The sequence below is a fragment of the Halorubrum rarum genome (assembly GCF_048380895.1).
Classification (GTDB): domain Archaea; phylum Halobacteriota; class Halobacteria; order Halobacteriales; family Haloferacaceae; genus Halorubrum.
In genome coordinates, this window is sequence record NZ_JBLWMN010000002.1 from 223,086 (window position 1) to 240,983 (window position 17,898).

Here is a 17,898-nt window from a genome sequence, read left to right on the forward strand (position 1 = left end):
GAACCGAAGACATCTCAGTGAAATAAAGTCGATCACCCTCCCGCCCTCCGGTGCTTCCGGAGCAAACAATGACCGACGAACTGGAACCCATCTCCCCGGCGGAAGCTAAGGAGATGTACCTCAACGCTCGGAAGCGCGAAGTATCGGAAAGTACCCTCAGTGGCTACCACTACCGACTGAAGCACTTCATTCGGTGGTGCGAAGACGTAGAGGGCTTAGACAACATGAACGACCTGACGGGCCGAAAAGTTCAGCAGTTCAAAACCTGGCGACGGGAAGATGGCGACCTGAAGCCCATCACTCTCGAAGGGAACCTCGATGCTCTTCGGGTCTTCGTTCGTTGGTGTGAGTCCGTCGATGCCGTCACACCGGGGCTTCATGAGAAATTTGAGGCCTTGATGCCAAGCCTCGACAAGAACGAAGAGCGAAGTAACGATATTCTCCCAGTAGACGAAGCAGAAAGCATTCTGAGCTATCTCAGACGCTTCGAATATGCGTCACGGGAACACGTTCTACTCGAACTATTCTGGCATACAGGGTGTCGTCTCGGGGCGGTTCACGCTCTCGATGTAGCCGATTATTACCCAGACTACGCTCGACTGGAATTGTGTCATCGGCCAGAATCCGGAACAGCACTCAAGAACGGAGAAGAAGGTGAGCGAATGGTCGCGCTGGACCCCGATGTCTGTAACGTCCTCGATGCCTGGATTGCTCACCAACGCCACGACATGACTGACGAGCATGGCCGGGAACCCTTCATCACGAGCGCCAGTGGGCGTATGGTGCGCTCAAATATCCGAGAGACGGTCTACAAGGTCACTCGGCCATGCTACTATTCCGACGAGTGTCCCGAAGGGCGTGAGATAGAAACCTGTGAAGGTGCCTGCTATACTGGCTACAGCAAGTGCCCATTGAACGTGAGTCCTCACGCAATTCGACGGGGCAGTATCACACACTTCCTATCCGAAGATGTTCCAGAACAGGTCGTGAGTGACCGGATGAACGTGGAGGCAGACACGTTGAATAAGCATTATGACAAGAGAAGTGAAGAACAGAAGGTAGAGCAACGACGGTCGTACATCGACGACGTATAGACGCTACTCATATTTTCTCTACTCTCATCGACTTTTCTGTTAGCATTGACCGCTCTTCTTTTGTCTGAAAACTTATCACACCTTCTGTCCAAGGGTGAGATTGATTGTTTATCGCTCAGGGACGGCCTCTGTGACTAACTCGAATACTGGTTGCAAATCTTCGAACGCGGTTACTGCTGTCTGTTTGAATCCTTCTCCGCCGTTAAACTCAAACTGGTAGTCTCCGTCAATGACACGCTCGTAAGTATTGTCACTCCAGTCTTGGGCACTCACTTCTTTGTTTGAATTGGTTCGGAGGTCGGTGAGTATGCGAGACAGTGACTGTTGGATAGTTTCATCATAGAAGTGGTTCCGGAACGTCTCTATGAGAGCGTCATTTTCACCAGTCACTACGAGTCGGTGATTAACTATACCTCGTCCAATATGACGTTCAGAAACCCTAAATTCCCAGTAGACGTGGATATCTGGGTCTGTGTTCGTTTCCCCATCTGATGGATAGATTATCCACTCATCGTGATAGACATTCATGTAACTGTTACTGCCTTCCTCAGCGTTCCAACTGGTGTTCCACCCCTCTGGATTCTGCTCTAAAAACCAATCTGGCCAACTGTCTTGGAGATTGTTGACGTAGCTTTCCAGGGCGTCTAACACCTCTATCATTGGTTCATAATGTTCGATACCCAAGGCCACTTTCTCTTGTTGGTTTTCTTGATAATCAGTCATGGTTAGTTCGCTTCGAATGGTATCAATGAAATCGTTCAGTTGGGCGTTTGTTCGCGTCGGGTGCTCACCATAACTGCTGGCAAGGAATGTCTGGAGTTCTGACGCCACCCATTCCCAAGAAACTGAGGCAAACTCTTCAGCACCCGGAGGTGATGCATTTTCCGGTGCAAGATATACATAGTAATGGTTCTCTTCGGGAACCTCGTTTTTGTCAAGGTTAATTTCATCAAAGAGGTCTACATCAACATATCGCTGAGTTTGGTCGTCTCCTTCGGTGGCACCCACCTTCATCTCGATACACAGGAACCAACTCTCTTGGGACCAAATGACCAAATCAGGGCGACCTTGGTCAGTTGAGACTTCTTGTTGAACCTGGATGTTATCGAGGTCCAGACGGGAATACGAAAAATCAAGATTTGAATGAGTTGATAGGCCATTCAAAAAGTGTTCCAGTATGGCAGTACCAAGACCATTAGGTTCCTTTGGTGACAAGAAATGGACAAGCAGTTGTTGCCAGAACCTCTCCCTTCGGCTACGGCCAAGGACCTGTAACGTTGTTGGAGGCGGTGCCTCAGCCTCGGGAAGAGCGTCGAATCTCCGCTCTAAGTCAATCAAATGCTCTTCAATACTATCTGTAATCACGTCTCTCCAGTTAATAGGAAATCGAGATTAAACTATCGAAATATAGGATAGTTCGGGTACTTCGCAAAGAGTGAGGCTTTACCAAACCACAGTGTAGCCAGTGCCATTTCTATTGTGCTTCCCGATACATTAACAATCGTTGTTGGCCACCTCTGCCGTTGTATAACCCTGAGTTGGAAGACAACTGCTTACTCTTTCATGGGTTTAGACTTGCTCAGCCGAAGTCCATCTTCGCCACATTCAGGGCACACTTCAGTATCGTGTTGAAGCTCGGCATCACATTCAGGGCACGAAAACTCTATTTCATCAGTATCGGGGCCGCCTTTGCTCGATATAATCATCCCAGCGATTATCATCGGGATTCCGATAATGGCCCCAACGAGGGTGAGTGATAGCAAAATACCGAGTACCACTAACAGCATCCCGCTGTTCTGCCAGAGTTTTTGCTTCGGAGTTAGTCGATACCCGAATTATCTGACCGTCTCTCACTGAGTGCTTCTCTGAAGCTCTTTCGCTCGCTTCTATCCTCTGTCCCAGTCGTCATATTACGGGCATCTTCTCGGTGTCCACAGTTCTGACAAACCACGTCAGCATGGAGAGAAGGCCGGGATGTATGTGACATGGTACGACAAGGGTGGATGGACGCCCCGGCGAACGTGGTGCATGAAGTGCTGTCCCGAGAAGGTAGACCCTGGAACTAACGGGGCTGACGAAGCAATTCTCGTGGGAGTGTTCTTCAGCCACCGACTGGTCTCTACCACTATTAAACATAGAAGTCGCCCCACCCCATAATATCATATCAAAGAAAAATAAACCCCGATGAGCTACATCTAAGAACATACATTAATTACCCATGAATATGTTGTCCTTCATAACATGGCACAAACCCAGCAGTTACCTACACTGGACTTTTCCGAGAATTACTGGGTGGACCTTGAGGTTCCATACGGCCTAATCGAACGAGATTGGGATTCTCAGTACCGAGACGAGTTCGATAGACATGTTGAGAAATATAGAATTAGCAAAGATTTGTTAAAAACATATTGGACGCTTATCGATGGCAATAATTTCGAAGATTTACACTACAAACTTGAGGATATTGTCTCCGATATAGAGGACCATGAAGTTAATTGGTTGAAAAATGTTCTCTGTGTTTTCATGTTTTCTCAGGGTAAAAATCCTGATTTTGTAGACTCTGTTTTTGACAGTATTGAGTCCGAGATTAACACCGATGACTTTGAGGATATCTACGATGAAGTTAGCAGTTCTGGCACAAAGAACGCCAAAGTTGGAATGATTCAGGTTTTCCAGCCAAATAGACTAAAGGACATTCTCGGGTTGCAAGCCTGTTATAGACCGAAACCTCAATTAGTTACAGAATCAAAAGAAGGGCTGGACAACATTGATGAATTAGATATTGACAAGGTTGTTGATTATCTTGAGAAACAAACTGCTAATGAATATGAACACTGGTATAAATTCGAACACGAAGGACAGTTTTATTTCCTTATTAAAAGAGACCTCACGGATGCTGTGGAACGCCAAGTAGAGGAAAATCTTCAAGAAGAACCTGCTGAGTTCCTCGTTTTAGTCTTTGATGACCAAGAGCTACACATATATTCAGAACAAAGCTCTCGGGCAAGTACAGCACTAAATGGGGTTAATCAAGCAATTAGGTCCCAATATGAGAAAGAGCTTGAAGAAGATGAGGTGATAGGAGAAAATACAGATGCGAATGAGTTAGAAAATAGAAGGTTTGAATCTCCTGATGTAGGAGTAGACTATGACCAGTTTGAGGCGGCAATCGAAAATACGAGAACAACAGCTGAAAACACCGATTTGATTCTTAAAGCAATAGCTGTTGACGGGGCCGATTTACCGAACAATCCTAATATTGAACTCGAAACCGAGCAAGGGTTGGGTGAGACTCTTGACTGGTTTGAAGAAAGGGATGTAAATCTACTTGAGCAGCCAGATGACGTTAAGAGAGTCACTTTCAGGTATAGCGGTAGGGACTGGACGCTAATACCAAAAGAGACAGACAATAAATGGGTTTTCCAGTATGAAGTGAAATTACCGGAAGAAGACGACCAGATTGAATTTGAGAATAAAATTCGGGAACATATGGAAGTCGATATCCTATTCCAGAAATCATGACGATTTCTGATAGGATTCTCAGGGAGGGAAAATCTAATTTATCTGGCAGACAGCTTGAAACTGCTAAGAGATTAGAAGATGAGCACAATATTTGTACTGTATATACTAAAAAATACATTGAATGTGTGAATCCAGATGACGAAGATTACTACTCAGTGCCGGATAAGTCGTGTGAAGGTGAAATAGAAATTGAAGATGATACGGAAATATATGAATGTCCCGAGTGCCGTAGAGAAGCCTATCTATCACAGAAAAGCGTCTATGAAAGGCACGGATTAGTACTTAATCATGATAAAATCTACATTTTTGTCAGAGATAGATTTAGAAATACGCTTGGTGCCAGCGGCACAAAAAAAGATAATGGGCTCACATACTGTGGTGAAACTATAGAGACTGTAATTGAAGTAGAGAATAACGAGGGCGAAATACTTGTTCAAATAATACCCCGACAGATTAGCCGTTCAACTATCGAGTGGATTCGTATCTATGATAGGCCAACTGTAAATATACTTGTTGACGATGGATTAGCACTGACTGACGAATTTGACCGGTTCGGTTTGCCATATTTTACGCTTGGTGAATTGCTCGATGAAATGAATAATGAGATAGAGAATAGTTTGGCCGATGCATTTTCCGAGTTGGTTGAGTGGCCACGGTTCTCAGACATACAGCGAAAAGCTACACTTAGTATACAAAAGTGCCGAGACGAATCTTCTCTTTGTGAGATGGGGTGGGACGATTTTGAACACTGTGTTAATAATATTCTCACATACGTTATTGGGACATCCTACATATACGGTGGAACAGAACCAGGTACAGGGGTACCAGATGGGACTTTCACTCTGAACTGGAAAGGTAACGACGCACTCTATATGTGGGATGCCAAGTTCGTAGATTTGACAAAAAATACGGAGACTAACCTTTCCGATGAATATAGCAAAATTTTTCGTCATTTGTCTCAACTCCAAGAAAAGCAAAAGGCAGAACCGGTATACGACGAAATTTTAGGTATAACTCTATTCTCGCCAGGTATTGCTGAAACAAGTATCACAAGACTTGCTGAGTTCATCCACGAACAAAATCTCCCTACAGACTCCGATTGGAATGGTTGTATCAGTTATTTTGAGTTAGAATCCCTATTATTATTGGCTGAACTAATGCTTAAAAACGAGTCAAATGTCCATAATAAAAAATCGAAATTTGAGGAAGCATTGCATGAATATCTTACGTCGCCCGCAAAGCACGAAAACGACCCCGAAGTAATTGCTGATACTGACTGTGATGCTGTACATATGGGTGCGGGAGATATACAGAATATATTTGATTACTTAGACACACAGGGAAGAGAAACATATGAGTTTGATAAAACAGAGCACTTGGAATATTTGAAATTCCATTTTAATATTGGTTCTGGGTAGAACAAGGTACAAACAATGTCACGACAGGAAGACCTCGATATTTTATATCAACTATTCAATAAGTTAGAGGAATCAGTAGAGAGTAAGCGAAAACTCAAGAACTGTCACGGTCGAATGGACTGGCCTGACCGAGGTATCTATTTCTTTTTCCACCCAAGCGAAACCAGAGAATCCACCGGTCAATTACGGTTAACTCGTATTGGAACCCATGCCGTCTCTAAAGGAAGTAGTACCTCGCTCTGGGACAGGTTGCGAACACATCGAGGGGCGAAGCGCGGCACCTATGAGGGCGGGGGCAATCATCGGGGTTCCGTATTCAGAAAACGTGTTGGTGAAGCACTTATTGAACGGGACGAACAGAATGAAGAGTATCCAAAGTGGGGCGTCGGGTCGAGTGCCGCACGTGAATTTCGGTTAGAAGAATTAGAGATGGAACGGCGAGTCAGCGAGTATCTTCGAGACTTACCGTTCCTTTGGGTAGACGTAGACGACGAACCAAGTCCAGAGAGCGACCGTGCCTACATCGAGCGTAATACTATTGCGTTGGTCAGTAACATTGGAGGTGAATCAATCGACCCAAGAGACGAAGAATGGCTTGGGCAATACAGCCAGGTTCCCGAAATACGAGAGTCTGGACTGTGGAATATCAACCATGTCGAAGAATCATATAGACCAGAGTTCTTGGACACCCTGGCCAACTATATCGACGGTACCCCGGAACTTGATTAAAGTCGTTCGTTGTACCAAGCGAGTGTCTCACCAATCTGAAGCCCGTCAGTGGGTGTTTCGACCGTAACAGGAGAATCGTCCAGTAAAGGGAGTAACTCATCCGTGTAGGCTCTCCCAGCGTGGAAGACCAGACGATTATCTTGGGAAAGCAGACCTTCTTCCTGTAACTCACCATAGATAGTATGCGCCCAATCGCGTTTTCTCTCCACCAGTGCCCCACTCAGTGTTTCGTCGTATGGTTCGATAGGCGGCCCGTCAGGGTCGAGCAGATGGTGTTTTGCGGAGAGGATGTACCAAGCGTCGTGATTCAACTCGACGTACTCACGGGCCTTTGCGAAGAGCGAGGATTCCATGTACAGGTCAGCGGGCTTTGTTGGTTGCTCTCGTTTGCTCCTCGTGCAACTTACCAGGCCAATTTCCATGATGTAAGCAGAAATGGAGTCGCTCAGGTCAAATGCTTTTCTTGGCTGACGACACGAGCATCTGCTAACAGGGGAGAAAATACCACCTTCCAGAGTGGGTGTTTTAGCGGACAAGTACACCGTAGCTAACATTACCCATTCCGTCAATACAGTATCAAACAATAAATATCACCAATAGAAAACCGTGACTATGTTCAATAATCACAAAATAAGTGAAACTCTAATTGACCCAGTTGAAAGTGTTGAAGATACGATAACTACGCACTATTCCAGCGAGACCCCTCCCGATGAAGGCTCTCTAAACGGATATCTTGCTCTCGCTCTTGCTGATAAACTCAATGAGTCATCAAGAAATAACGACACTATTGAGATATATTCGGAGCCGTATACAAAAACTAAAGAAAAAAGACCGGTGCGGATATTGGTATTCGGTTTCAGCTTTACACACCCGACATTTTTGTCGAATCTGGTCTGATAGCCCAAGCAAAGAAAGACACAAACTATGACGGTGAATTGCCATTGCAATGCTTTAAAATGCTTTCAAGAACAGGAGAATCCTATATTTTCCATTATACGAAATCAGGTATAAACGTATATCCAGCACGTCCAGTATACTATGATGGGGGATGGGGTGGAAAATTCCAAAAGTATTATGAAATATCGTTCACAGAGTTTTTCACTCGCTTCTTTGAAGGCTTCTTTGGAGAGCCAGCTATAGCGAGGAGTATTGACAGCCCATCGGATGTGGGTCCAAGGGAGTTATATATAAACCATCTTATAGATGTCAAAATAGCCGCTGGTGATGTTAGCATTGATGATGAGATATTTGATTATATTGGTCAGAATTATATGAGACTAAATCGATCTGACTTCCCTCAATTTGATTTATGAGTTGAACCGACGCGCGAGTTGAAACAGCGGTTCGATATCTGCTTGGGTGTAGTGCCGGAGAAGACGCTCCAATTCATGGAATCGCTTTGAATCAGTACGTTTCTGTATATGATGCTCGACGTATGCCTCTCCAAGAACCTCCCCAATATGGACATTCGTGACAGAGGGCGAGTCAATTGCTGGGTCCCTGAGTAGTCGTCCGAGGTCGTAATCGTCGTAGTATGTTTCTGGGATATCGATGCCCTCCCATTCACAGACTTTTTCGAGGTTGATTCTGGTCTGCCACGAGTTGAGTCTATCTTCGTAGTGTTCGACGGCAAGCGGCATCAGGTCAATGTGGTCAGAGAACAGGCGCTCAATTCGGGGGCCTGCTTCTGGCCAGACCTTCGTTTTGGTCAGGTCTTGTCCCCACTCTATCAGATGTTGTTTGTCGAAGTATTCACCGTTGTAAGTGATGATGCCATCCGCCTTTCGTTTAGCACACCAGCTATCGACTCGTTGTAAGAGGTCACTGGTCGCCTCGGTTTCCCATCCACCTTGGCGGAAGAGCACCTCTGTTTCTATTGTCTCGTCCGGGCCAGGCTGATATCCCAGCCCCACCGCCACGAGTTCGAAGTATGATGTGTCCTGAAAATCGCCTTTGCCTGGAGATTCACGGGGGCTTGCTGTCTCGATATCGATAGCGAGGAGATGAGCATCTTCCGACACGGTTGTCATTGAGTAGATTCTTCACCCCTATCAAATTATCAGAGTTCGGTCTGTGATAGGCTCTGTATCGTCGCGCGCGCTCACTCCTAACAGGTGAGTCGGCCTACGTCGGTCGATTCTTCGTCAGAAGTGTCGAAGAATTTAACTAACTACCACGCGTCCAATCTAACGAAGCACCAGAGGGCGAAGGGTGCGATGATGAACCGGTTCAAATCTCGCGTCGAAAAAGGGCCAATATACGGGGTAATCCCCACGCTGTACGGTCAATAGGGAACGTGTGAGAATTTCATGCCGCCTCCCGGATTTGAACCGGGGACAGCTCGATCTTCAGTCGAGTGCTCTCCCAGTCTGAGCTAAGGCGGCTCGCATCTCGACCAAGGCCGAATCGAACCAAAAGGATTTCGAAAGGCGGCGGACGGATCTGTTGGTATAATTTACTCTGATAATAGAAACGCAGTACGGCTACGGAGGCCATACCTGGCTGAAACGGAACTCGTCGGCGTAGTTGATCCGCGGATCATCTTTTCCGGGTGGTTCAATTCGAAGCGAAACTGACCCACCGAACGACCCTGTTGGGACCAAATATAGCTCACCGGTCTCCGGATGAGGAGTGGCATGATAATCGACCTGCTCTCGGCTTACATTGAATCGAAGACACCCGTCGTTGATCCACGACGATTCACAGTGGATGTGAGACTCCCTTCCGCTATGAGAGACGACGACAGTTCGATCACCGTGTTCGTCTGAACTCTTGTGCGGGTCGTATCCTTCGTCTTCGAGTCGAGTGATGACTCGCGCTACTGGGTTGACTGAGCCAGGATCGATAACTGGCGGCCAGTTGTTTTCGAGGACGTATTCTGCTGCGCTGTTCGTCCGGGCCGATTTGCGTTCATTGCCCTCGATCCGAAGCGAGATCGAATCATCGAACTCGTCAGCGTGCACTGCGAACAGTTCTTCGAGTTCCGAACAGTGGATGAGATGATAGTCTGCAGGTTCCGACGCTGAAAACCGGATTCGGCCGTCAACCACCCAACCTGTTTCGATCTGGACGCGTCGCATCTCGCTGTCGGGATCGTGACTCACAGCGAGCATCGATCGGTCTCCATCCGGGTCAACGAACACCTTCGACTCGGTTCGTTCGAGTCGCTTAACGATGTGTGATTCTGGTGTCGATGTCTCTTCGTTCTTTTCGAGAGGCCACTGAGCATCGAAACGATACTCACCAGCCCAGTTCACTTGGCTCGTTTCTTGTGACGGCTCGTCAACGCGGAGGTGCATCGACGAGCCGACCTCGGATGCCTTGATGAGGTAGATCTCTTCTGTATTGTAGCAGTACACGAGGAAACAGTCGATATCGTCCCCGTATTGCTCATACACGTGCCCGGACGCGTTCGTGTGTTGACTTACTCCTTTAAATCGAACCACACCGTCACGAAGTCGACCGGTCTTGATCTGTGCGCGTAGCAGGTTTCCGGATGGCTGCTCAATGACGACATCGTAGCGTTCGTTATCGCCGATAGGCGTCGACACAGCGACACCACACCGTTTCAGTTCCGTGATCACGATCTGCTCCGTGAGATCGCCACGTCTATGAGAGTCCATGGGTTGAATGAGTCAATATTACTTTTGTTACCGTGGCATGTATATTTGTGTATTTGCAAATGTGCCGTAATGGAGCGGTAGATGGATGCCGATCACCGAGAAATGTTCTCGCATGGCTCGCACTCGCGCGCTCCTCACACAAACGGAACGGGAATACTTTCGCTCTGATGAAGGCGGGTCGAAACGGTATCAGGCGGTCTCTAGAGTCCGGAACAGGATCAACGATGAACTACGAACTGACGTGCGAATTCTTCGTCAACACCATCCGGAGCTGTACGAAGAGCTAGTCCGTGTCGTCTGTGAGTACGAAGAGTAAAACGGATGGGGCCGCTGAGAGTCGAACTCAGGTCCACTGCACCCAAGGCAGCGAGGATACCACTACCCCACGGCCCCGCACACGTACGTACCCGGATGACGGGGTAAAGCGTTTCGTTCGACCGTGACCGGCGTCGTGCGTCGGTCGACGGACTGCCGGGAGCGCGGTCGTCGACGTCGACCGGGGGGAGTACGTCTGACGTAAGAACTAATGTCCAATCCCGGCTGTACTGTGTATGGGCATCATGAGCAAGATCCTCGGCGGGGGAGCGAGCAGGTCGGTCGACGACTACGTCGAGCTCGACATCGACGACTTCGCCGAGGCCAGCGCGGAGACGGGTATGTCAGTACACATCGCGGAGATCGGCGACCAGAGCGACGTGATCCCGATCAAGGACGCGGTGTACGACGGCGACTTCGTCATCGCCGACATCACCCGCCACTCGACGTCGGATCGGACGATCGAACACATCATCGACGAACTGCGCCAGGTCGCCCAGGAGGTCGACGGCGACATCGTCCAGAAGGGCGACGACCAGCTCGTCTTGACGCCGACGGGCGTCAAGATCTCGCGACAGAAGCTCTCGTAGAGCACGCTCGACGCCGCGAACGGCGTTCGGGGGTGAACCGTGCGATATATGCCGCTTACGCCCCCACGTTCGGTTGAATGGACGAGCCGGTGCTTCTCACGGGCGCGGGCGGACGGGTGGGCCAGGCCATCCTCCGAGGGATCGGCGACGACTACGAGTGGCGACTTCTCGATCGCGAGCCGATCCCGGCCGCGAAGGTCCCCGACGGCGTCACCGACGCCGACCTGTACGTCGCGGACATCACCGACGAACGCGCCGTCGCGGCGGCGATGGCCGGCGTCGGTGCGGTGATCCATCTCGCGGGCGACCCCCGAAAGACCGCACCGTGGGACTCCGTGCTCCGGAACAACATCGACGGGACGCAGGTCGTGATGCGGGCCGCCGTCGACGCGGGCGTCGAGAAACTGGCGTTCGCCTCCTCGAACCACGCCGTCGGCGGCTACGAGACCGACGAGCGCACGCCCGGAATGTACCGGACGGACGACGACTATCGGCTCGACGGAACCGAACTCCCCCGTCCCGGAAACCTCTACGGCGTCTCGAAGGCGACCGGCGAGTTCCTCGGCCGCATGTACCACGACGAACACGGAATGAACGTCGTCTGCGTCCGGATCGGTAACCTCACCAAGGACCACCCGCCGCGCGAGTACGAACGCGGACAGGCGATGTGGCTCTCCCACCGTGACTGCGCGCACCTGTTCGACCGCTGTCTGCAGGCGGAGTACGGATTCGAGATCGTGTACGGCATCTCCGATAACGACCGCAAGTACTACTCGATCGACCGCGCTCGCGACGTGCTCGGCTACGATCCGATGGATAACTCGGCGGAGTACACCTTCGAGGGCGTCCCGAAAGCGGAGCTCGATGGCGACGAGATCGGGACCGACACCGACGACACCTCGGACGTCTCCGCGGATCCCCCCACCGACGGCGTCTGATCGATTAAAAGAGGTCGTCGACGTCCCGTCGTTTCCGCTCGGCGCGGTCGACGTGGTCACCGATCCGCGCGACGATCTGCGGCCGCGCGTCGGCGTTCCGGAGGAACGCGATCAGGAGTTCGGCGAACCGGGTTCGCCCGGTGCCGCGCTCCTCGCGAGCGAGCGCGACGGCCGATTCCAACGGCGCTTCGTCCGCGACGTCGATCGCCTCCGCGAGTGCGGGAGCGGTCGCGAGCGTCGCGTCGAGGTCCAGATCATCGAATCCGACGACGACGCCGTCGACCCGAAACGAGGGGGTGTCGGAGCGACCGACCGAGGTGGGATCAGTCGCGATCCGCCGACACCACGACCGGATCGGATCGAGCGCGAGTCCCCGGTACTCCGGTCCGAGGCCGTCGAGATAGTCGAGCGCACCCTCCGCACAGCCGATCGCACCGGATCGGTTTCCCGTGCGTGCGTGGTGGGTCGCGGCCGCGACCTGTATCAGCCCGTGGAGCAAGCGCTCGTCGCCCCCGCGGTCGAGCGGGAGCCACGCCGCCTCCCACGGTTCGTGTGCCGCGAGCGGATATCCCTCGTTGAACAGCGCGATCCCGGACCGGAGCGCGACGTCGATCGACGGGGAACCCGTGTCGTGGTCGATCGGGTCCGTGGTCGGATCGCTCATACGGGTCGTTGGCGGCGCGGCGAGAAAAGCGCGTCCGTCGGACCGACTGGAACGGCACGGAGCAAGGCGAGGAGGTCCCGAGCAGGGACGTCAGCTCTCGTATCCGGCTTTATCCATCAGATCGGCGAACTGGTCGGAGTCGAGCGCGTCCTCGTACACGATCCCCGTGAGCATTCCGCCCGGATAACTGTCGCCGTTCATCACGTGGTTCACCTTGTGGCAATGCATCGCGTAGATACCCGGATCCGCGTCCGCGGTGAACTCCAGGGTCTTGCGCTCGGCGGGTGCGAGGCTCGTGACGTCCTCCTTGTGACGGGCGTTCTCGGGGATGACGCCGCCGTCCTTCTCGACGACCTCGAATCGATGGTTGTGGGTGTGCATCGAGTGCGACTCGTACCCGTTGTTGGTGATGTGGATCCGCACGCGATCGCCCGCCTCGACGACCATCGGCGACCCCGCCTCGGGATGGAAGCTGTACGGTGCGGCTCGGCCGTTGACGGTGAACGCGTCGGGGTTTCGGTCGCGGTGACTGAACTCGACGTCGCCGCCCGCCGTCGACGCCGAGAGGCGAGTGTCCCAGTCTTTGATCGTCATGAAGAACTCCTTGTCCGGCGGCTCGTAGTCGACGGGGTCGACGCGCAAGATCCCGTACATCCCTAAATCGAGATGGTTCTGCGTCTGGAAGTGGCAGTGATACAGGTGAGTTCCCGGCACGTTCGCCGTGATCTCGTAGGTGTACTCCTCGCCGGGGGCGACCTGCTGGCCGGTCGTCGTCGGCGCACCGTCGTCCATCCAGTTCTTCTTCAACGCGTGAACGTGGAACGTGTGCGGGCGGTTGTGTTGGGTGTTGTCGTAGGTGAGCTCCAGATCCGTCCCCTCCGTCACGCGGAGGAGTGGACCGGGAACGCTCGGATCACCGTCGGCCGTTTGCCAGCCCCACACCTCCGGCAGCTCCCACGGGCCGCCGCCGGCCGCCTCGCTCAACAGCTGGTGACGACACGGCTCCGTCGAGAGCGTTACCGCACCGTCGCGCGCGTCGAGGTCGACGACCTCCGGCGGCGACGTGTACGGGTGATCGGTCTCGACCGTCGTCGAATCGCCGTCCCACGCGTCGCCGTCCGTACCCTCGGGTTCGGTTCCCCCGGTCGCGTCCGACGCGGCGGCATCCGCGCTCCCCGATCGAGGTGCGCCACATCCCGCGACCGCCGTCGCCCCGGCAACGCCGAGCGCCGAGAGCAGCCGTCGCCGAGAGACGAACCGGTCGCCGTTCGAGTGCTGTTTCGCCATGACGTGTTACGCTATCCGCTACGGACATCAAAACCGAGCGGCGAATCCGAACGATCGAGAATTCACTCGAACATGTTCGGCCCCCGTTCACTCTCGGTGAACGGTATCGGCACGGGGCACCGATCTCACGTCAGCAGCGCGAGAAGCTCGTTGACGTCGGCGACGACGGCATCGGCGTTGACCGTCTCGAACGCCCGCCGTCCGTCCGTCCCGGTCAGGCCGCCGGTCAACACGCCGACCCCGTAGTACACGCGGGTCGGATCCGCCGCGTCCGCGTGTCGGGCAGTTCGAACGTCGTCGAGCGTGTCGCCCGCGAACGCGACCCTGTCGGCGTCGAATCGCTCCGCGAGGGTCACGAGCGCTCGCGGGTGCGGTTTCCCCTCCTCCCAGTCGTCCATGGTGAACCGGTGGTCGTCCGGGACGTCGAGGCCGACCCGCTCCAAGGCGATGTCGGCTTCGGCCGCCGGCCGACCGGTCAGTACGCCGACGTCGAACCGGTCAGTCAGTGACTCGATCGTCGACGGCTCGATCAACACCGGCTCGTCGTGGATGTAGCCGTCCGCCTCGATCGGCGGGTCCCCCCCTTCGAGCTCGCGGTACAGTTCCTCGCCGAGGTACAGCGCCTGAAAGACGTCGTGGAGCCGATCGGTGTCCCACTGATCGCGGACGCGAGCCTGTGACACGCTCGGAAGGTCCGCGACCACTCGCTTGGCGGCGTCCAGCCCGCCACCGTCGGCGGCGATCCGATCGGTGAACTCGTCGACCTCCATGCGAAGTCCCTCGCGACCGGCCAACACGTACAGCGCCCCGGCGTACGTCAGCTCCCAATCGTTGTTGAACCCGCCGGCGTCCTTGAACGACTGGATCGCGTCCCGCCGTATCGTCCGACCGCACACGCGGTCGATCGACTCGATGATCGCTCGCCGATAGGAGTCCGCGACGTCGACCAACACGCCGTCGATGTCGAGAACGACTGCATCGACCTGCATATACGCGTTCGCCGACGGGGAGCGGAAAGAACGTTCCGGGTCACGGCCGGGAGCGTCTCGGGTCGTCCCCGTCTCGCTGGCGTGCGACGTACAGCGTCCCTTCGGTGAGAGATCGGCGTCGGACCGGAACGACGGGCTCCTCGAAGCCGAGCGTCGTGAACGCACACGCCGCATCGAGTCGCCGCGCGGTTTCGACGGTCGGGCGCTGCAGTTCCGCCGGAAGGTTCAGTCCGTACACCGCATCGAACCCGGCGTCGTCCGAGTCGACCGGAAGCGTCGCCAGAGGATCGACCGCCTCCGCGAGCGCGACGACGTCGCCGCGACCGGTTCGGTAGGGGCCGTCGTGTGTGGCGAGGGCCGCCTCGTCGACGTCGATCGCGATCACGTCGCACGCGCGGTCCGCCAGCGCTCGGGCGACGTCCGGTCGGCGTCCGATGCCGACCTCGAGGAGACGGTCGAACGCGGCGAGTTCGTCGACGATGGACGGAGCGTCCGATGGAGACACGGCGCGGGGTTTATGCGTTCCGGGGTCAAAAGCGGTTCTATGCTCGTGGACATCGTTCCCGTCGGGGAGGTCTCCCCGCGCGTAAAGCGGGAGGCCTCCAGCGCGCTGCGGTCGGTGTACGACTGTGACGTCACGGTCCACGACGACCAGTCCGTCCCCGAAACCGCCTACGACGAGGGGCGCGGCCAGTACCGCGCAGAGGAACTCATCGAGACGGTCAGCCGGGTCGGAAGCGGCGAGAAGAACATCGGCATCACGCCGCGTGACCTGTACTACCGCCGCCGAAACTACGTGTTCGGGCTCGCGTACCTCAACGGGAGCGGCTCGGTGATCTCCACGCACCGCCTACAGACCTCCTCCGACGGCGGGATCTCGACGAAGTCCACGGCGGACGTTTTCGCCGACCGCGTCCGCAAGGAGGTGGTTCACGAGGTCGGCCACACGATCGGGTTGGAACACTGTGACAACTCCAAATGCGTGATGTCGTTTTCCCCGACCGTCCGTGAGGTCGACGTCAAAGAGGAGAACCTCTGTGGATCCTGTTCTCGGCTCGTCCACTGACACGGCGGTGACGTCGTCCATCCCCGACCGAGTGCCCGCTCGTTCCGACCGCCGGTAGACGTAAACCCTCCCCGTTCCATACCCCGACCATGGCCGCGAAGCCGGAGTACCGCGACCGACCCGACGTTGAGGTCGCGCTGCTCGATGCACTCGTCGACCGCAGTGGCGAGGGGATGACGGTGTTGGAGCTTCGTGCAGCCGTCGACGCCGATATCGACGCGATCGAGGACGCGCTCGCCGAACTGAAAGCGGACTCGCTCATCACCGTCGAGAGCGACGACCGCGTCCGCGTGTACCCACACGATCGCGTCGTCCCGAACCCCGAAGCGGACGGCGGCCGAACCGAGCGGAGCCTGATCGACGTCATCCGCGAGCGGTTCGGACTGTGAGTTCGTGACGTTCGGACTGTGAGTTCGTGACGTTCGAACTGTGAGTTCGTGGCAACGTCAACGCGTATGGGACCGCTTCCAGCGACCTTTTAGCGCTGCCGCGACTCCTCTCGGTATGACTCTCGTTTCCGACGCACACTCGGACCACGGCGCGACCTACAGGGATCGTGGCGGCCGAGAGGTCGTCGATCACTACGGGAAACCCGAGCGCGTGGGACAGGCCGTCCGAAAGGTCGTCGGCGCGATAGAGATGGGCTACGGCATACTCGCCGTGACGGGCGACGACCGAGTCGAGTTCGTCGACAACGCCGTCTCCAACCGGGTCCCCGAAACGGACGGACAGGGCGCGTACGTGCTCCTCCTCGACCCGCAGGGCGGCATCGAGACGGACATGTACGTGTACAACGCCGGCGAGCGACTCCTCGTGTTCTGTCCCCCGGAGCGGGCCGAGGCCGTGCTCGACGACTGGTCGAGTAAGGTGTTCATCCAGGACGTCGAGATACGCGACGCCTCCGAGGAGTTCGGCGTGTTCGGCGTCCACGGTCCCAAGTCGACCGAGAAGGTCGCGTCGGTTCTCAACGGTGCCGGTGCACCCGAGAAACCGCTCTCGTTCGTCCGCGGATCGATGGTCGACGCCGGCGTCACCGTGATCGCGACCGACAACCCGCTCGGCGAGGAGGGGTACGAGATCGTCTGTGCGGCAGCCGACGCCCCCGACCTGTTCGACACGCTGCTCAACCGCGGGCTCAACGCCGCCCCGTTCGGCTACCGGACGTGGGACGCGCTGACCGCGGAGGCGGGGACGCCGCTGTTCGAGTACGAACTGGCGGGAACGGTGCCGAACGTCGCCGGGATCCGCAACGCGCTCGACTTCGAGAAGGGGTGTTACGTCGGACAGGAGGTCGTCTCCCGCGTGGAGAACCAGGGACGACCGAGTCGGCGACTCGTGGGGCTCACACTCGACGGACTCGTCGATGCGGTCGCGGACGTCGACGGGAACGCGGACCCTGCGGGGATCGACGACCGCCTCCCGTCTCCCGGTGCGGCCGTCTTCGACGGCGACGAGGCGATCGGTGAGGTGACCCGCGCCGTCGTCGGCCCGGCGACCGGCGATCCGATCGCGCTCGCGTTCGTCGCGTTCGAGGCTGACGGAGACGGGTACGCCGTCCGACTCGACGGCGAGGAGACGGTCGCGACCCGAACCGACCTACCGTTCGTCGAGGGGAGCGCCCGGTCCGCTCGGCTTCCGACGTATCCGTCGGCACGATAGCGGG

At 54.9% G+C, this 17,898-nt stretch carries 20 protein-coding genes and 2 tRNA genes; 11 read left to right on the top strand and 11 right to left on the bottom strand.

Annotation, left to right across the window (positions count from 1 at the left end; genetic code table 11):
* Nucleotides 1-68: 68 nt before the first annotated feature.
* The gene (locus tag ACNSN7_RS02780; RefSeq protein WP_418280484.1) at nucleotides 69-1,094 is read left to right on the top strand and encodes a tyrosine-type recombinase/integrase; all 1,026 of its coding nucleotides are present in this window, start codon (nucleotides 69-71) and stop codon (nucleotides 1,092-1,094) included.
* Between the two features lie 108 nt (nucleotides 1,095-1,202).
* Here ACNSN7_RS02780 and ACNSN7_RS02785 read toward each other — a convergent pair whose 3' ends face one another.
* Together ACNSN7_RS02785 and ACNSN7_RS02790 are read right to left on the bottom strand one after the other, a co-directional pair.
* The gene (locus tag ACNSN7_RS02785; RefSeq protein WP_418280486.1) at nucleotides 1,203-2,459 is read right to left on the bottom strand and encodes a PD-(D/E)XK nuclease family protein; all 1,257 of its coding nucleotides are present in this window, start codon (nucleotides 2,457-2,459) and stop codon (nucleotides 1,203-1,205) included.
* A gap of 188 nt (nucleotides 2,460-2,647) precedes the next feature.
* Entirely contained in the window at nucleotides 2,648-2,881 is a 234-nt protein-coding gene (locus tag ACNSN7_RS02790) for a hypothetical protein (RefSeq protein WP_418280487.1), read from the bottom strand.
* 454 nt (nucleotides 2,882-3,335) lie between these two features.
* Here ACNSN7_RS02790 and ACNSN7_RS02795 point away from each other — a divergent pair, with 454 nt between their 5' ends.
* The 3 genes from ACNSN7_RS02795 to ACNSN7_RS02805 are packed head-to-tail and all read left to right on the top strand — an operon-like array spanning nucleotide 3,336 to nucleotide 6,763.
* A complete protein-coding gene (locus tag ACNSN7_RS02795) occupies nucleotides 3,336-4,616 on the top strand; it encodes a hypothetical protein (RefSeq protein ID WP_418280489.1) in 1,281 nt (426 codons plus the stop codon).
* On the top strand, nucleotides 4,613-6,034 hold the full coding sequence (locus ACNSN7_RS02800; protein ID WP_418280490.1) for a hypothetical protein: 1,422 nt from the start codon (nucleotides 4,613-4,615) through the stop codon (nucleotides 6,032-6,034). Before ACNSN7_RS02795 ends, ACNSN7_RS02800 begins: the two co-directional genes overlap by 4 nt.
* Before the next feature lie 15 nt (nucleotides 6,035-6,049).
* A complete protein-coding gene (locus ACNSN7_RS02805) occupies nucleotides 6,050-6,763 on the top strand; it encodes a GIY-YIG domain-containing protein (RefSeq protein ID WP_418280491.1) in 714 nt (237 codons plus the stop codon).
* On the opposite strand, the gene ACNSN7_RS02810 is transcribed toward ACNSN7_RS02805, so the two are convergent.
* Nucleotides 6,760-7,185 (bottom strand): DUF6884 domain-containing protein, encoded by a 426-nt coding sequence (locus tag ACNSN7_RS02810; RefSeq protein WP_418280493.1) that lies wholly within the window; start codon nucleotides 7,183-7,185, stop codon nucleotides 6,760-6,762. The two genes, ACNSN7_RS02805 and ACNSN7_RS02810, sit on opposite strands and share 4 nt — an antisense overlap.
* Nucleotides 7,186-7,375: 190 nt before the next feature.
* Between ACNSN7_RS02810 and ACNSN7_RS02815 the strand changes: the two genes are divergently transcribed.
* Together ACNSN7_RS02815 and ACNSN7_RS02820 are read left to right on the top strand one after the other, a co-directional pair.
* On the top strand, nucleotides 7,376-7,660 hold the full coding sequence (locus tag ACNSN7_RS02815) for a hypothetical protein (RefSeq protein WP_418280495.1): 285 nt from the start codon (nucleotides 7,376-7,378) through the stop codon (nucleotides 7,658-7,660).
* Nucleotides 7,661-7,719: 59 nt separating this feature from the next.
* Nucleotides 7,720-8,076 carry a hypothetical protein gene (locus ACNSN7_RS02820; RefSeq protein ID WP_418280496.1) on the top strand — a complete coding sequence of 119 codons (357 nt, stop codon included), beginning with the start codon at nucleotides 7,720-7,722 and terminating at the stop codon, nucleotides 8,074-8,076.
* On the opposite strand, the gene ACNSN7_RS02825 is transcribed toward ACNSN7_RS02820, so the two are convergent.
* The 4 genes from ACNSN7_RS02825 to ACNSN7_RS02840 all read right to left on the bottom strand — a co-directional run bounded on the left by ACNSN7_RS02825 (nucleotide 8,071) and on the right by ACNSN7_RS02840 (nucleotide 10,779).
* On the bottom strand, nucleotides 8,071-8,793 hold the full coding sequence (locus ACNSN7_RS02825; protein WP_418280498.1) for a 3'-5' exonuclease family protein: 723 nt from the start codon (nucleotides 8,791-8,793) through the stop codon (nucleotides 8,071-8,073). The genes ACNSN7_RS02820 and ACNSN7_RS02825 overlap by 6 nt on opposite strands.
* Nucleotides 8,794-9,073: 280 nt before the next feature.
* Nucleotides 9,074-9,147 (bottom strand) — tRNA-Phe (locus tag ACNSN7_RS02830).
* Between the two features lie 99 nt (nucleotides 9,148-9,246).
* The gene (locus tag ACNSN7_RS02835) at nucleotides 9,247-10,386 is read right to left on the bottom strand and encodes a group I intron-associated PD-(D/E)XK endonuclease (protein ID WP_418280499.1); all 1,140 of its coding nucleotides are present in this window, start codon (nucleotides 10,384-10,386) and stop codon (nucleotides 9,247-9,249) included.
* 322 nt (nucleotides 10,387-10,708) lie between these two features.
* Nucleotides 10,709-10,779 (bottom strand) — tRNA-Pro (locus ACNSN7_RS02840).
* Between the two features lie 158 nt (nucleotides 10,780-10,937).
* Here ACNSN7_RS02840 and ACNSN7_RS02845 point away from each other — a divergent pair.
* Together ACNSN7_RS02845 and azf are read left to right on the top strand one after the other, a co-directional pair.
* Entirely contained in the window at nucleotides 10,938-11,291 is a 354-nt protein-coding gene (locus ACNSN7_RS02845) for a cell division protein SepF (protein WP_418280501.1), read from the top strand.
* A gap of 77 nt (nucleotides 11,292-11,368) precedes the next feature.
* A complete protein-coding gene (gene azf / locus ACNSN7_RS02850; RefSeq protein WP_418280502.1) occupies nucleotides 11,369-12,229 on the top strand; it encodes an NAD-dependent glucose-6-phosphate dehydrogenase Azf in 861 nt (286 codons plus the stop codon).
* A gap of 4 nt (nucleotides 12,230-12,233) precedes the next feature.
* On the opposite strand, the gene ACNSN7_RS02855 is transcribed toward azf, so the two are convergent.
* The 4 genes from ACNSN7_RS02855 to ACNSN7_RS02870 form a co-directional block, all read right to left on the bottom strand.
* Nucleotides 12,234-12,893: a DUF309 domain-containing protein gene (locus ACNSN7_RS02855; RefSeq protein WP_418280504.1), complete on the bottom strand. Its 660-nt coding sequence runs from the start codon at nucleotides 12,891-12,893 to the stop codon at nucleotides 12,234-12,236.
* Between the two features lie 90 nt (nucleotides 12,894-12,983).
* The gene (locus ACNSN7_RS02860; protein ID WP_418280505.1) at nucleotides 12,984-14,180 is read right to left on the bottom strand and encodes a multicopper oxidase domain-containing protein; all 1,197 of its coding nucleotides are present in this window, start codon (nucleotides 14,178-14,180) and stop codon (nucleotides 12,984-12,986) included.
* A gap of 125 nt (nucleotides 14,181-14,305) precedes the next feature.
* Nucleotides 14,306-15,169: a TIGR01548 family HAD-type hydrolase gene (locus tag ACNSN7_RS02865; RefSeq protein WP_418280507.1), complete on the bottom strand. Its 864-nt coding sequence runs from the start codon at nucleotides 15,167-15,169 to the stop codon at nucleotides 14,306-14,308.
* Between the two features lie 40 nt (nucleotides 15,170-15,209).
* Nucleotides 15,210-15,674: a UPF0146 family protein gene (locus ACNSN7_RS02870; protein ID WP_418280509.1), complete on the bottom strand. Its 465-nt coding sequence runs from the start codon at nucleotides 15,672-15,674 to the stop codon at nucleotides 15,210-15,212.
* A 39-nt stretch (nucleotides 15,675-15,713) separates the two neighbouring features.
* Between ACNSN7_RS02870 and ACNSN7_RS02875 the strand changes: the two genes are divergently transcribed.
* The 3 genes from ACNSN7_RS02875 (at nucleotide 15,714) to ygfZ (ending at nucleotide 17,894) form a co-directional block, all read left to right on the top strand.
* On the top strand, nucleotides 15,714-16,235 hold the full coding sequence (locus ACNSN7_RS02875) for an archaemetzincin family Zn-dependent metalloprotease (RefSeq protein ID WP_418280510.1): 522 nt from the start codon (nucleotides 15,714-15,716) through the stop codon (nucleotides 16,233-16,235).
* An 89-nt stretch (nucleotides 16,236-16,324) separates the two neighbouring features.
* Nucleotides 16,325-16,624 (top strand): DUF6432 family protein, encoded by a 300-nt coding sequence (locus ACNSN7_RS02880; RefSeq protein ID WP_418280511.1) that lies wholly within the window; start codon nucleotides 16,325-16,327, stop codon nucleotides 16,622-16,624.
* Nucleotides 16,625-16,739: 115 nt separating this feature from the next.
* Nucleotides 16,740-17,894 carry a CAF17-like 4Fe-4S cluster assembly/insertion protein YgfZ gene (gene ygfZ, locus ACNSN7_RS02885; protein ID WP_418280512.1) on the top strand — a complete coding sequence of 385 codons (1,155 nt, stop codon included), beginning with the start codon at nucleotides 16,740-16,742 and terminating at the stop codon, nucleotides 17,892-17,894.
* Nucleotides 17,895-17,898 lie beyond the last annotated feature (4 nt).